Here is a 13,502-nt window from a genome sequence, read left to right on the forward strand (position 1 = left end):
CGGTGAGTGCCGTCACAGGTCAACGGGTAGGTTTGCCTCTTAACAGATCACGCTTGACGCATTAGGGAGACTGGGGTCATGGCGCCCTACCTGCTCGGCCTCCGCCTCGACGGGCGGCGGGTGCTCGTCGTCGGGGGCGGACACGTCGCCCAGCGACGGGTTCCCACGCTGCTCGACGCCGGAGCGTCGGTCACCCTGGTCTCGCCGAGTGTCACCCCGGCGCTCGACGACCTCATCGCCGACGGCCGGGTGACGTGGGAGCGGCGGCCGTACCAGGTCGGCGATTGCGACGGCGCCTGGCTGGTGCACGCCTGTACGAATCACCGCGAGGTCAACACGGCGATCGCCGCGGAGGCCGACGCCAAGCGCATCTGGTGTGTGCGGGCCGACGACAAGGACGCCTCCGCCGCCTGGACTCCGGCCAGCGGCCGGGTGGACGAGGTGAGCGTCGCCATCACCGCCGGGGGCGACCCCCGCCGGGCCGCGGGGATCCGCGACGCCGTCGTCGGCGCCCTGCGCGACGGCACCGTCGACGCCCGCCGCCACCGCACCAAGCCCGTCGGCGTCGCGCTCGTCGGCGGAGGTCCCGGCGATCCGGGCCTGATCACCGTCAGGGGCCGCCAGTTGCTGGCCCAGGCCGACGTCGTCGTCGCCGACCGCCTCGCACCGCGGGCCCTGCTCGACGAACTGCCCGCCGATGTCGAGCTCATCGACGCCGCGAAGATCCCTTACGGCCGCGCACTCGCCCAAGATAAGATCAACGAGCTGCTCATCGAGCATGCCCGCAAGGGCAAGTTCGTGGTCCGGCTGAAGGGTGGCGACTCCTTCGTCTTCGGCCGCGGCGGCGAGGAGATGATCGCGTGCGCGAAGGCGGGCATCCCCGTGACCGTGGTCCCGGGCATCACGAGCGCCGTCGCCGTTCCCGCGTCCGCAGGCGTCCCCGTCACGCACAGAGGGGTCAGCCAGGAGTTCCACGTGATCTCCGTGCACGTGGCTCCGGACGACCCCCGATCCACCGTCGACTGGCCCGGACTGGCGAGGTCGCAGGGGACTTTGGTGCTGCTGATGGGAGTTGAGCGCATCGGGCAGCTCGCCCGAACGCTGATTCGAGACGGACGTTCGCCGGAAACTCCCGTAATGGTGGTACAGGACGGTACTCTTCCCACCCAGCGAGCTGTCATCGCCACGCTCTCCACGGTGGCGGAACGAGTGACCGCGGCGGGGATACGGCCGCCTGCGATCGTGATCGTCGGCGAGGTCGTCAGAGTCGGCCAGGAGATCGAGATGGTGCGAGCGGAGCGGGTCCCGTGAAATCGGCTGCCAAGAACACGCCCGACCCCGAGGCCGTCGAGCAGTCCGGCGAGACCGTGGAGCCGGTCATCGAAGGGCAGCCCGAGAGGCCGGGGGAACAGACCATCACGTTCCGCTCGATCCGTGATGAGGATCCTGGCGGACCCGAGCCGGACGAAGGGCCGGACGACGAAGGGCCGGACGCCGGGGGGCCCGGCCTGGCGGAGTCCGGCGCGGTGGAGTTCGGCGCGGTGCAGTCCGACGCGGGCGGCGCCTCCGGCGACGAGCGGGACGGCGGTGCGGATTCCGCCGGAAGCGCCGGCTCCCCGGACGCGCCCGAAGCCTCCTCGCCGGACGCGCCCGAAGCCTCCTCGCCGGACGCTCCTGAAGCCTCCTCGCCGGACGCTCCTGAAGCCTCCTCGCCGGACGGGCCCGAAGCCTCTTTCTTAGACGGGCCCGATGCCTCGGGCGAGACCTCCGGCGGGACGGATCCTCCGGGCGAGCCCGCCGACGAGGAGGTCTCCGAGCCGTCGGGGGAGCCCGACGGCGATGGGTCCCCTGAAGGGACCTCGTCCCCCAACGGCGGACCCGTGCGGGAGATGCCGCTGCCCGAGCCGGTGTCCGCTGCGCTGACCGCCGCACTCGCCCAGCTTCGCGTGGCCGTGAAGGGCCTCCACTTCGGCCTCGACGTGCCCGGCTCCGACGAGGCGCGCAAGACCCAGAACGCCGTGCTGGCCCAGATCGACGACTACGTCATCCCGCGTGTCCACATGAGCACGGCCCCCGCACTGATCGTCGTGGCCGGTTCCACCGGAGCGGGCAAGTCCACCCTGGTCAACACGCTGGCCGCGCAGAACGTGACGAAGACGGGCGTGCGGCGCCCGACCACCGGAACCCCCGTGCTCGCCTGCCACCCCGACGACTACGAGTGGTTCGCCAAGGGCGACCTGCTCGGCGGCCTGACCAGGGTCGACAAGCTGAGCGAGGACACGGGACCGGATTCCGTCGTGCTCGTGCCGACCCCCCGGCTGCCGCAGGGGGTGGCACTCCTCGACACACCGGACATCGACTCCGTCGTCGAGGAACACCAGGACATCGCTCACCGCATGCTCGACGCGGCCGACCTGTGGGTGTTCGTCACCACCGCCGCCCGGTACGCCGACGCGCCGTCCTGGGGACTCCTGCGTCGCGCTAAGGAACGTGGAGCGCGCCTGGTCATCGTCCTGTCCCGGGTCCCGATGAAGTCCCGCGACGTCATCGTCAAGCACTTCGGCCGAATGCTCGACGAGTACGGCCTGGCCGACGTCGAGAGGTTCGTCATCAACGAGACGGCCGTACGCGAGGGACGGCTGGCCGACGAGGAGGTCACCGACCTCCGCCTGTGGATGGCGGAGTTGTCGGTCGACGACGAGGCTCGCGCCGAGGCCGTGCAGGCGACGCTGAACGGCGTGTTCGACAGCTTCAGAACCCGCCTGCCCGCCCTGGCCAGGCATCTGGAGACGCAGGTGGCGCTCCGTGCGGACCTGCGCTCCGACGTCGACTCGGCCTACATGGCGGCACTCGCGGAGATCGACGAGGCGACCAGGAACGGCTCGCTGCTCAGAGGCGAGGTGCTCGCCCGCTGGCAGGACTTCGCCGGCTCCGGCGATCTCATGCGCACCCTCCAGTTGCGGCGCGGCGGAAAGGCCCAGCACAAGGGCCCGGAACGGCTCCGCGCTCTGAAGTCCGCCCTGCGCACCGGCCTCGAGTCGGTGATCACCTCGGCGGCGCAGCGCGCGGCGGAGGAGGTCGTCGTCCGGTGGCGCCAGCGCGCCGGCGCCGGGGACCGGCTCGCCGCCACCCCCGGGCTCGGCCGTCCCTCCGACGAGGTCGTGCGGAGGACCGCGCGGACCATCACGGCGTGGCAGGACCACGTGACCGAGCTGATCAGGACCGAGGGCGTCACCAAGCGGTCCGTGGCCAGGCTGGTCTCCTTCGACGTCGAGTCCCTGTCCCTGATCTTCACCGTCGGGCTGCTCGGCTACGGCACCACCGACGTCTCGGTGGGCGCCGGCAACAGCGCCCTGCCCCAGCGGCTGCTGCGCGGTCTGCTCGGCGCGGAGTCCCTGCGCAGCATCAGCGCCAAGGCCCGCAGCGATCTCCGCGCGCGGATCGGTCTGCTCTTCGACGAGGAGACCCTGCGCTACGTCGACGAGCTCGACAGCGCCGGGATCCCCGACGAGGCCGCCGCCACCCGGCTCTACCAGGCCACGTACAACCTCGAGGTCGCACGATGACTCCGGCGACGTTCCCCGGCACCACGGTGGGAGATCGATGAGCACTGTCAGCACCGCCGAGACGCGGCACGGGCTGGGCACTCGGCTCGCCGCCCTCGCCAGGATCGTCGAGCTCGGCCAGGGCAGGATCGACCCCGCGCTGATCACCGAGGCCGCCCAGCTGCTCCTGCGGGCGGGTGACCGCCTCAAACTCTCCCCTGACCACACCGTGGTGGCCCTCGCCGGAGGGACGGGCAGCGGAAAGTCGTCCCTGTTCAACTCGATCTCCGGGCTGGAGCTGTCACCCATCGGGGTGCGCAGGCCGACCACCGCCCGCACCCACGCCTGCGTGTGGGGCCTGGAAGGCGCGGGGCCCCTGCTCGACTGGCTGCAGATCCAGTGGCGGCACCGGTTCGCCCGGGCGAGCGCGCTCGACAAGGGCGAAAGCCAGCTCCACGGGCTCATCCTGCTCGACCTGCCCGACCACGACTCGATTCGGGCGCTCACCGACCCGGAGGCCAACCGGCTGATCCAGGTCGCCGACCTCGTCGTGTGGGTGCTCGACCCCCAGAAGTACGCCGACGCGTCCGTGCACCGGCGCTACGTGACCGACCTCGCCGGGCACGACGCCGTGACGGTCTTCGTGCTCAACCAGTCCGACCGGTTGAGTCACGAGGAGCAGGCCGAGTGCGTCGCCGACCTCGAGGACCTGCTCAAGCGCGAGGGGGTGACCGACCCGCAGGTCGTCGCCACGTCCGCTCTCACGGGCAAGGGCATCGACGGGCTCAAGGCCGTGCTCGCCGAGTCGGTGTCCACCCGGCGGGCGGCCTATCAGCGACTGGAGGCCGACCTCGACCGGCTCATGGCGCGCCTGGCGAAGAACGTGCCCGACCTGCTGCACGTCGACCCCACGGTCGACGGCGCCCGCAAGGCCGGCCTCACCGACGCCCTGTGCGACGCGGTGGGTGTCTCAGCCCTCGGCGAGGCGATGGAGAACGTCTACGGCGTCCGCTCGGTCGACTGGGTCGGCTGGCCGTACGCGCGGTGGGCCGCGAAGTTCCGGCGCGACCCGCTGAGCAGCCTCAAGCTCGGTGCCGTGAAGGACGACATCCGCAGCCTCGTGGGCAGCGCGGTCAGCGCCCAGCCCGCCGAGGTGGACAACGCCGTCCAGGCCCTCGCCGACGGTCTCACCGCCGGGATGCCGGAGGTCTGGCAGAACGGTGTCCGTCAGGCGGCACGGGGACGGTCGGCGCAGTTGCCCAAGGCGCTGTCCGACGAGTTGTCCGAGGTCGCGCCGCCGCTCGACCGGGTGCCCGGCTGGTGGTGGCTGTTGAAGATCTGGCAGTACGTGCTGGTCGCGCTCTTCGTGGTGGGGCTGGCCTGGATCGGCTCGATCCTCGCGTACGGCGTGTTCAAGGTCGGCAAGCCTCCCCTGAACGTTCTCGGTGACCTCGGAGCCCTGCCCTGGGTGGGGCTGATGCTGGTCAGCGTCCTCGGCCTGGGCATCCTGTCGGCCGTGGCGAGCCGGAACTTCGTCATCCTGGGCGCGAGCAACGAGCGCGACCGCCTAGAGCGTGACATGCGCCGCCGGGTGACGACGGTCGCGCAGGAGACGGTGATCCAACCGGTCGAGCGTGAACTGCAGCGCTACAACGACTACTTCGCCGCGATCACCGAAGCCAAACGCTGACCCACTTGCCCGTGATCATGCACAGGTTCGGGAATGTGCCCCCCGACCTGCTCATACGTGAGCCGTGATCACGCACAGGTTCGGCGATATGCGCTTCGACCTGCGATAACACCGGGCGTGATCATGCACAGATTCGGAGACGCGGTCGTTGACCTGCGTAAACGTTATTCGTGATCATGCATCAATTCGGGTGATTGCAAGTTGACCTGTGGTGACATCGGTCGTGATCATGCATGGACCGCTCGATCACGATGGCGCAGGGCCCGCATCCGCCCCTGTCCGAATGCGGGCCTTCCACCCGGCGCCCGTCGTACGGCCGGCACCGTCGTACGGCCGCGTGAGTCAGCCGTCAGACGGCGCGAGCCGTATGGGCGCTCCGGCCTCGTTCACCGGGCCTTCTTGCGGGCCTTCTTCGGTGGCGTGCCGCCCAAGCTGGTGAAGAGCTTGTCGGCTGCCGGTTGCTTCAAGTCGACCCGGTTGGGGTCGGGCTGCCAAGGACGCCACGGAACGGTGACGAAACGGAAGTCCTGTGATGTGACCCCGGCCAGGCTCTGGGCGATGCCCGCCATCTCCTGCAGGTCGAGCGCGGGGGTCGCCTTGATCGCTTTGCTGGTTTCGCGGAGAAAGGCGTAGAGGCGGGCCGGGTCGGTCAGCTCCGACGTGGCCTTCTTGAACATCGAGCTCAGGAACTGCTGCTGCCGTTCGATCCGGCTCAGGTCCGACCCGTCGCCCAGACTGTGGCGGGTTCGCACGTAGGCCAGCGCCTGATCGCCTTGCACGACATGCTTCCCCGCAGGGAGATCGAGGCCCGCGGCCTTGTCCTTGACGGCCTTTGGCAGCGTGATCTCGACTCCGCCCAGGGCGTCCACCATTCGCTTGAGCCCATCGAACTCGATCTCCACCACTTGATCGATCCGGATACCCGTGATCGACTCGACGGTCGTCTCCGTGCAGGAGGAGCCGCCTTCCGCGAACGCCGAGTTGATGAGGCCCAGGTGGGTCGGAATGCTCTCACCTTTCAGGCCCTTGCACGACGGGATCTGAACCATGAGGTCACGGGGGAGGGCGACGACTGTGATCTTCTTACGGTCGGCAGGCAGATGCGCGAGCATCATCGTGTCGGTCCTGGCGCTGTCCGGGCCGGGCTTTCCGAAAGCTTGGGGCCGTCGCCGGTCGACGCCCAGGACCAGCAGGTTGAGCTCCTCGACCGGCCGGGCGGCCGGGTCGGTCACGGGTGTCTTCGCCGATCGGGGGTGGACGATCATCGTCGGCACGACGATGGCGGCGACCGTGACCACGGCCGCGAGCCCGACCAACGCCCAGCCGCGCATGAGGCGGGGGAGACGGCGGTGCGGGCGGGCGCCTTCGAGAAGTCGCTGCCGCTGGCGTACGAGTGACGGAGGGGGCTCGTGCTCCAGGGTGTGCCCGAGGTCGCGGAGCATCGTCAGATCGTCCATGTCAGTTCTCCTCGCGCATCGGGTTGCTGTCACCGAGCACGGCGCGGACCTTGCGCCTGGCCCGGTTGAGCCGGGACCGCACGGTGCCTATCGGCACGCCCAGCGCCTGGGCGACCTCCTCGTACGACAGGTCGCTCCAGGCGACCAGTAACAGGACGTTGCGATCCCTGGCGGGGAGCCCGGCCAGGGCGCGGGCGAGCAGCGGTCGCGCCGCCCGTGCGGTGACCCCGGCGGCCACCCGGTCGTCGTCGCTGTCGGCGACGTCCTCGATCGGGCTGCGTTGCAGAGCCCGGTAGTGCGCGGCCTCCGTACGGCGATGCCGGGAGACGAGGTTCGTGATGATGCCGAACAGCCACGGCCGGGCGTCGGCGTACGACAGGTCATAGCCAGACCTGCCGGCGAAGGCCACGAGGAACGTCTCGCCGACGAGGTCCTCGGCGATCTCCGGACCCATGCGCCGGGACACGTAGCGATAGAGCATGCCGGAATAGCGGTCGAACAGGACCGCGAAGGCCTCTGGCTCGGTCCGCGAGTCGGCTATCAGGTCGGAGTCCCGTGGTAGGGCTGCGGTTGGAACAGTCATCGCGGGCACCGTTGCATGAAACGCGGCCTTTCGTGGGTTACGGGGGGCACCGATGTCTTGCCACTGCGGCCCGTTCGGGTTCACGCCCGTCCACAGGCCGCCGGCAATCCCCAGAACGCCGTTCGGAAGCCTAGGGCCCGTGGGCGGCGGGCCACTGTGTCATCGGAGTCCGGCGAGTGCCCGGACCCTGGAAGGCGCGTCATGAGCGACATCTACGTCACGTTGAGCGGGAACGTCACCGACGACCCACGGCAGTACCAGTTCAAGGACGGCGCCCGCGTCACCTCGATGCGGATGGCCGTCAACAGGCGGGTCCTCGACCAGCAGACCAACACCTGGCAGACCAGGGACACCACCTATTACACGGTCCGCTGCTATCGGGGCCTGGCCGACAACGTCCATCAGTCGGTCGCCAAGGGCCAGCCTGTCGTCGTGTACGGCAGGCTGCGGATCAAGCAGTTCGAGCGCGAGGGGGAACACCGGTTCTGGGCCGAGATCGAGGCCGTCTCCGTCGGTCATGACCTGAAGTGGGGCATCGCCACGTTCGAGAAGCCGGTCCGCACCTATTCCGGTGTCGTCGCCGGCGACGACCGGCAGGGCATGGAGGACGCCACCAGGGAATGGGAGCTCGCCACGCCCGCGGCGTCGAGAGGGCACCTGCAGGAGGGGTTGAGGGCCCTGGAGGGCGGAGGGGCGGAAGGGGAAGCGGACAGCGCTGAGCGCCCTGAGATCGGCGAGGCCGTGGAGAACCATGAACAGGAGGGGGACGACGGGGCCGCTGATTCCTGGCTCACGGGCACCCGGGCGGCGTAGCGGCGCGTCGGTCATCCGACAGTGTGGAGGGGCATCGGCCGTGCGCGGCCGGTGCCCATTACTGGGGAGTTTCCGGGGATCGGCCGATGGCGACTACCGCGTCGCTGCAAGAGCACCAACTCAGGTCCAGGTCACACCCCGCACCATGGCTGCTCCTTTCCCAACAGCCCGCTCCGAATGAAGCGGATTTCCACCGGATAGGTCTCCGGCCAAATCGCCACAGACCTACCCCTAGGCCATCAGATGCAGATAGCCACCGTGCCAAGGTAGCGGTTCCCGTCGCGCGCCGCACACTCCGCAACTATTGTGTTACACATCGTGAGACGCCGTTTTGGTTGCGTTGGGGGGCGGGATGACGGGGCCCAGTCATACCTCGGCCAAGCCGCGAGAAGCGATCCTCTCGCGAGGCCGGTGGCCCCTGCTCGCCCTGCCGCGCCCACTCAAGACCTATCTGTGCGGGATCATCGCCCTCGACCTGGTCGCCATCTGCGTCATCGCGGTACGGACCGATCTGCGCGGCCATGATCTCCTCACGTTCGCGGCGCTGACGTTCTGCGGCGTCGTCTGCATCGAGGCGACACGCCGGCTGGGCATGCCCGCCGGAGTCTCCCGGGACCTGTTGTCGGCCTGGTGGCTTCCTGCGGCGCTCCTGCTGCCCCCGCTCTACGCCCTGCTCGCCCCGATACCCCTGCAGTTCCTGCTCCAGGCCCGGGTGCGGGCGACGGTTCTCTACCGGCGGGTGTTCAGCGCGGCGGCGATCGGCCTCGCGGCCTGCGCGGCGTCCGCGGCCTTCCACGGATGGATCGGTGATCCGGCCCTGCTGAGCGGCGGCGGTGCCGGGCCCATCGCGGTCGCCATCGCCTGCGCGGTCCTGTTCACCATCCTCAACACGGCACTGATCGCCGTCGCCGCGCACACCGCCGATCCGAAGAGCCGCTGGAGCGCGGTCCTGTGGGATCGGGAGCGGCTCCTGCTCGACGCGGTGGAGCTGTGCCTTGGAGTGCTGGTCGCCGTGGTCTGCGGGCTCAATCTGGGGCTGCTGCTTCTCGTGCTCCCGCCGGTCGTGCTCCTGCAGCGCAGCCTGCTGCACGCCCAGCTCCAGGCGGCCGCCCGCACCGACCCGAAGACCGGGCTGCTCAACGCGGCGGCCTGGCAGCTCGAGGCGGACACGGAGATCGTCCGGGCTCAGCGGACCGGCGAGACGCTCGCCTTGATCATCGTCGACATCGACCACTTCAAGCGGGTGAACGACACTCACGGGCACTTGGTCGGCGACCAGGTGCTGATCGAGGTCGCCGCCACCCTGCGGAGCCAGTTGCGTGAGTACGACGTGGTGGGCCGGTTCGGCGGGGAGGAGTTCGTGGTCCTGCTCCCGCGCGCCGACCTCACCGAGGCCCGCAGGATCGCCGAACGCCTCCGCACCCGGGTGGGCCGGATGGCCGTGGCCGCCGACCATGTGATGGTGTCGGTCACCGTCTCGGCCGGCGTCGCCATCATGAACACGCACGGCGCGGACCTGATCGAGCTGCTCGCGGCCGCCGACCTGGCCCTCTACCGGGCCAAGGCGCTGGGCCGGGACCGGATCTGCCTTCCGGCGACCCCGATTCCCCCGCGCCAACGTGGAGCGGACGGCACCACCGGCGCGATCCCCTAGTCTTAGGGGCATGCCGGAGTACATCTACACGTTGCAGCGCGTGCGCAAGGCGCACGGCGACAAGGTGGTCCTTGACGACGTCACGCTGTCGTTCCTGCCGGGAGCCAAGATCGGTGTTCTGGGCCCGAACGGCACGGGCAAGTCCACGCTCCTGAAGATGATGGCGGGCCTGGAGCAGCCGTCCAACGGCGATGCCCGGCTGATGCCCGGTTTCACGGTGGGCATGTTGCAGCAGGAGCCGCCGCTCAACGAGGCGAAGACCGTGCTGGGCAACGTCGAGGAAGGCGTCGCCGAGACGAAGGCGATGCTCGACAGGTTCAACGAGATCGCCGAGCAGATGGCCACCGACTACAGCGACGAGCTCCTCGACGAGATGGGCAAGCTGCAGGACGCGCTGGACCACCGGAACGCGTGGGATCTGGAGAGCCAGCTCGAGCAGGCGATGGACGCGCTGCGCTGCCCGCCGCCGGACGCCGACGTCACCCAGCTCTCCGGTGGCGAGCGCCGCCGGGTCGCCCTGTGCAAGTTACTGCTCGAGCAGCCCGACCTGCTGCTGCTCGACGAGCCCACCAACCATCTCGACGCCGAGAGCGTCCAGTGGCTCGAGCAGCACCTGGAGAAGTATCCCGGGACCGTCCTGGCCGTCACCCACGACCGCTACTTCCTGGACAACGTCGCGAACTGGATCCTGGAGCTCGACCGCGGACGGTGTTTCCCCTACGAGGGCAACTACTCCACCTACCTCGAGGCCAAGGCCGCCCGGCTGAGGATCGAGGGTCAAAAGGACGCCAAGCGCAAGAAGCGCCTGGAGGAGGAGCTGGAGTGGGTCCGCTCCAACGCCCGGGCCCGCCAGACGAAGAGCCGCGCCCGTCTCCAGCGCTACGAGGAGATGGCGGCCGAGGCGGACAAGTACCGCAAGCTCGACTTCGAAGAGATCCAGATCCCGCCGGGCCCGCGTCTGGGCACGACCGTCATCCGGGCCGAGAAGCTCACCAAGGGCTTCGACGACCGGCTGCTCATGGACGGGCTCTCCTTCGACCTGCCCCGCAACGGCATCGTGGGTGTGATCGGACCGAACGGCGTCGGTAAGACCACGCTGTTCCGCATGATCATGGGTGCGGAGACGCCGGACGCCGGAGGGATCACGGTGGGCGAGACCGTGAAGATCTCCTACGCCGACCAGAGCCGCGAGGGCATGGACGCGAAGAAGAACGTCTGGGAGGTCGTCTCCGACGGGCTCGACCACATCAAGGTCGGCAACGTGGAGATGCCGTCGCGGGCCTACGTGGCCGCATTCGGCTTCAAGGGCCCCGACCAGCAGAAGCCCTCGGGGGTCCTGTCCGGAGGCGAGCGCAACCGGCTCAGCCTCGCGCTGACCCTCAAGCAGGGCGGCAACGTCCTGCTGCTCGACGAGCCCACCAACGACCTCGACACCGAGACGCTCTCCAGCCTGGAGAACGCGCTGCTCGAGTTCCCGGGCTGCGCGGTGATCACTTCGCACGACCGGTGGTTCCTCGACCGCATCGCCACCCACATCCTGGCGTGGGAAGAGGGCTCGAACTGGTTCTGGTTCGAGGGCAACTTCGCCGACTACGAGAAGAACAAGATCGAGCGGCTGGGCGCCGACGCCGCGCGTCCGCACCGGGTGACCTACCGCAAGCTGACCCGCGACTAGGGCAGCGAGCCACCCGCGGATGAACCCGTGGGTCCACGGCCGGGACGTCAATCGTCCCGGCCGTGACCATCATCGGTCCTGGAGCGGCACCGGTCGTCGACCGTCGGCGGTCATCCCGCGGTGAGGAGCCAGGCCGCCGTGTCCGGCGGGAGGTCCTGCCCGTCGATGAGGCCACTGGAGATCAGTACCTGTTCGTGCGGCGGGAGCCGTACGGGATCGGTCCCGCAGTTGATCGCACAGACCAGCCGGCCACGGGAGAAGAACAGGGCGTCGCCCGGCGCTTCCAGCCAGGCCATCGCATCCGGCAGGGTCCCCCGGAGGGTACGGCGGGCGGCCAGGGCCCTCCGGTAGAACGCCAGCGTCGAGGACGGGTCGGCGGACTGCCGCTCGGCGGTGAGCCCGGCCCACTCCGCCGGTTGGGGGAGCCAGGAACCTCCGGTCCCGAATCCGTACGGCGGGGCCGTACCCGCCCACGGAATCGGGACGCGGCAGCCGTCCCGGCCGAGAACCTCGCCCTTGGAGCGGAAGAAGATGGGGTCCTGGCGGGCTTCCGGGGGAAGGTTCTTCACCTCGGGTAAGCCCAATTCCTCCCCCTGGTAGAGATATGCCGACCCGGGGAGGGCGAGCATCGCCAGCAGAGCGGCGTGACCACGGGCGAGGCCGATGGACGGGTCGGGCGCGCCCTCGCCGTACCGAGTGGTGTGCCGGACGACGTCATGGTTGGACAACACCCAGGTGGGCGCGGGAACGGCATGCAGGGTCTCGTCGATGACCTTGCGGAACGCCGTCGCCGACCACGGCGCCTCGAGCCAGGCGAAGTTGAAGCTCTGGTGGAGCTCGTCCGGCCGCACGTAGAGGGCGAGGTCCTCGGCCGAGTCGGTCCAGACCTCGCCGACGGCCGCTCGCACGCCGGGATAGGAATCGAGCACCCGCCGCCAGTCGCGGTAGATGTCGTGGACCTCCGGCCGGCTCCAGATCGGGGACTTCGCGCCGAACCCGGGGTCGGTGTCGGGCAGGCCGGGCGCTTTGATGAGGCCCATCGCCACGTCGATCCGGAATCCGTCGATCCCGCGATCCAGCCAGAAGCGCAGGACGTCGAGGAACTCCTGGCGGACCTCGGGATTGCGCCAGTTGAAGTCGGGCTGCTCCGGTGCGAACAAGTGGAGATACCACTGCCCGTCGGCCACCTGCGTCCAGGCGGGCCCCCCGAACACCGAGACCCAATTGTTGGGCTCCTGGCGGGCGCCGTCCTCGGTCGACGGCGTCACGTCGCGGAACATGTAGCGGTCGCGCTCCTCGGAGCCCCGGGGAGCCGCCAGGGCCTTCTGGAACCACGGGTGCGCGGAGGAACTGTGGTTGGGGACGATGTCCACCATCAGCCGCAGGCCGTGGGCATGGGCGTCCGCCACGAGGGCGTCGAAGTCGGCGAGCGACCCGAAGAGCGGGTCGACGTCGCGGTAGTCGGCGACGTCGTAGCCGCCGTCGGCCATGGGGGAGGGGTAGAAGGGCGTCAGCCAGATCGCGTCGACACCCAGTGCCGCCAGGTACGGCAGGCGGCTCCGGATTCCGGCCAGATCACCCACGCCGTCACCGGAGGCGTCGGCGAAACTGCGGACATAGATCTCGTAGACGACGGCGTCGCGCCACCAGGGGGAGTCTTCCATGGGTGAATCGCTGCCCGTCGTTTCCCTGAGTTATGCGTTGATCATGCTGTGGGCGGCGTAGACGAGGTAGTCCCACAACCGCTTCTCCTGCTCCGGCGGCAGGTCCAGCGTCTGCACGGCGTCGCCCATGTGCTTGAGCCACGCGTCCCGCTGGGGCTCGCCGATCACGAACGGCGCGTGCCGCATGCGCAGCCGGGGATGGCCGCGCTGCTGGCTGTAGTCGTTGGGGCCGCCCCAGTACTGGACGAGGAACATGCGCAGGCGCTCCTCGGCTCCGTCGAGGTCGTCCTCGGGATAGAGGGGCCGCAGCAAGGGATCTTCGACCACGCCCTCATAGAACCTGTGGACCAGTCGCTGGAAGGTCTCCTCGCCACCGACGGCCTCGAAGAAGGAGTCGGTCTGCTCGCTTGTCACGGTTCAA

General features: G+C 69.5%; 10 protein-coding genes. 6 read left to right on the top strand and 4 right to left on the bottom strand.

The annotated features are described in order from the left end of the window. Positions 1 to 78 precede the first annotated feature (78 nt). From cobA to Psi02_RS28620, 3 genes are read left to right on the top strand one after another with little or no spacing between them, the layout of a single operon-like run. Entirely contained in the window at positions 79 to 1,311 is a 1,233-nt protein-coding gene (gene cobA, locus Psi02_RS28610; RefSeq protein ID WP_203978950.1) for a uroporphyrinogen-III C-methyltransferase, read from the top strand. Further along, positions 1,308 to 3,566 (top strand): dynamin family protein, encoded by a 2,259-nt coding sequence (locus tag Psi02_RS28615; RefSeq protein WP_239095234.1) that lies wholly within the window; start codon positions 1,308 to 1,310, stop codon positions 3,564 to 3,566. The genes cobA and Psi02_RS28615 overlap by 4 nt, the downstream gene beginning before the upstream one ends. A 37-nt stretch (positions 3,567 to 3,603) precedes the next feature. Beyond that, positions 3,604 to 5,235 (top strand): P-loop NTPase family protein, encoded by a 1,632-nt coding sequence (locus Psi02_RS28620; RefSeq protein ID WP_203978951.1) that lies wholly within the window; start codon positions 3,604 to 3,606, stop codon positions 5,233 to 5,235. Positions 5,236 to 5,621: 386 nt separating this feature from the next. Here Psi02_RS28620 and Psi02_RS28625 read toward each other — a convergent pair whose 3' ends face one another. Continuing rightward, positions 5,622 to 6,692 carry an LCP family protein gene (locus tag Psi02_RS28625; protein WP_203978952.1) on the bottom strand — a complete coding sequence of 357 codons (1,071 nt, stop codon included), beginning with the start codon at positions 6,690 to 6,692 and terminating at the stop codon, positions 5,622 to 5,624. 1 nt (position 6,693) lies between these two features. Beyond that, the gene (locus tag Psi02_RS28630) at positions 6,694 to 7,275 is read right to left on the bottom strand and encodes an RNA polymerase sigma factor (protein WP_203978953.1); all 582 of its coding nucleotides are present in this window, start codon (positions 7,273 to 7,275) and stop codon (positions 6,694 to 6,696) included. A 201-nt stretch (positions 7,276 to 7,476) separates the two neighbouring features. Between Psi02_RS28630 and Psi02_RS28635 the strand changes: the two genes are divergently transcribed. The 3 genes from Psi02_RS28635 to ettA all read left to right on the top strand — a co-directional run bounded on the left by Psi02_RS28635 (position 7,477) and on the right by ettA (position 11,417). Continuing rightward, positions 7,477 to 8,088 carry a single-stranded DNA-binding protein gene (locus Psi02_RS28635; RefSeq protein WP_203978954.1) on the top strand — a complete coding sequence of 204 codons (612 nt, stop codon included), beginning with the start codon at positions 7,477 to 7,479 and terminating at the stop codon, positions 8,086 to 8,088. Between the two features lie 352 nt (positions 8,089 to 8,440). Further along, a complete protein-coding gene (locus tag Psi02_RS28640; RefSeq protein ID WP_203978955.1) occupies positions 8,441 to 9,742 on the top strand; it encodes a GGDEF domain-containing protein in 1,302 nt (433 codons plus the stop codon). A 10-nt stretch (positions 9,743 to 9,752) separates the two neighbouring features. Continuing rightward, entirely contained in the window at positions 9,753 to 11,417 is a 1,665-nt protein-coding gene (ettA, locus tag Psi02_RS28645; RefSeq protein ID WP_203957474.1) for an energy-dependent translational throttle protein EttA, read from the top strand. A gap of 110 nt (positions 11,418 to 11,527) precedes the next feature. Here ettA and Psi02_RS28650 read toward each other — a convergent pair whose 3' ends face one another. Further along, positions 11,528 to 13,081 (bottom strand): glycoside hydrolase family 13 protein, encoded by a 1,554-nt coding sequence (locus Psi02_RS28650; protein ID WP_203978956.1) that lies wholly within the window; start codon positions 13,079 to 13,081, stop codon positions 11,528 to 11,530. Between the two features lie 30 nt (positions 13,082 to 13,111). Further along, positions 13,112 to 13,495: a globin gene (locus tag Psi02_RS28655; protein ID WP_203978957.1), complete on the bottom strand. Its 384-nt coding sequence runs from the start codon at positions 13,493 to 13,495 to the stop codon at positions 13,112 to 13,114. Positions 13,496 to 13,502 lie beyond the last annotated feature (7 nt).

Source organism: Planotetraspora silvatica, assembly GCF_016863315.1.
Lineage (GTDB): Bacteria > Actinomycetota > Actinomycetes > Streptosporangiales > Streptosporangiaceae > Planotetraspora > Planotetraspora silvatica.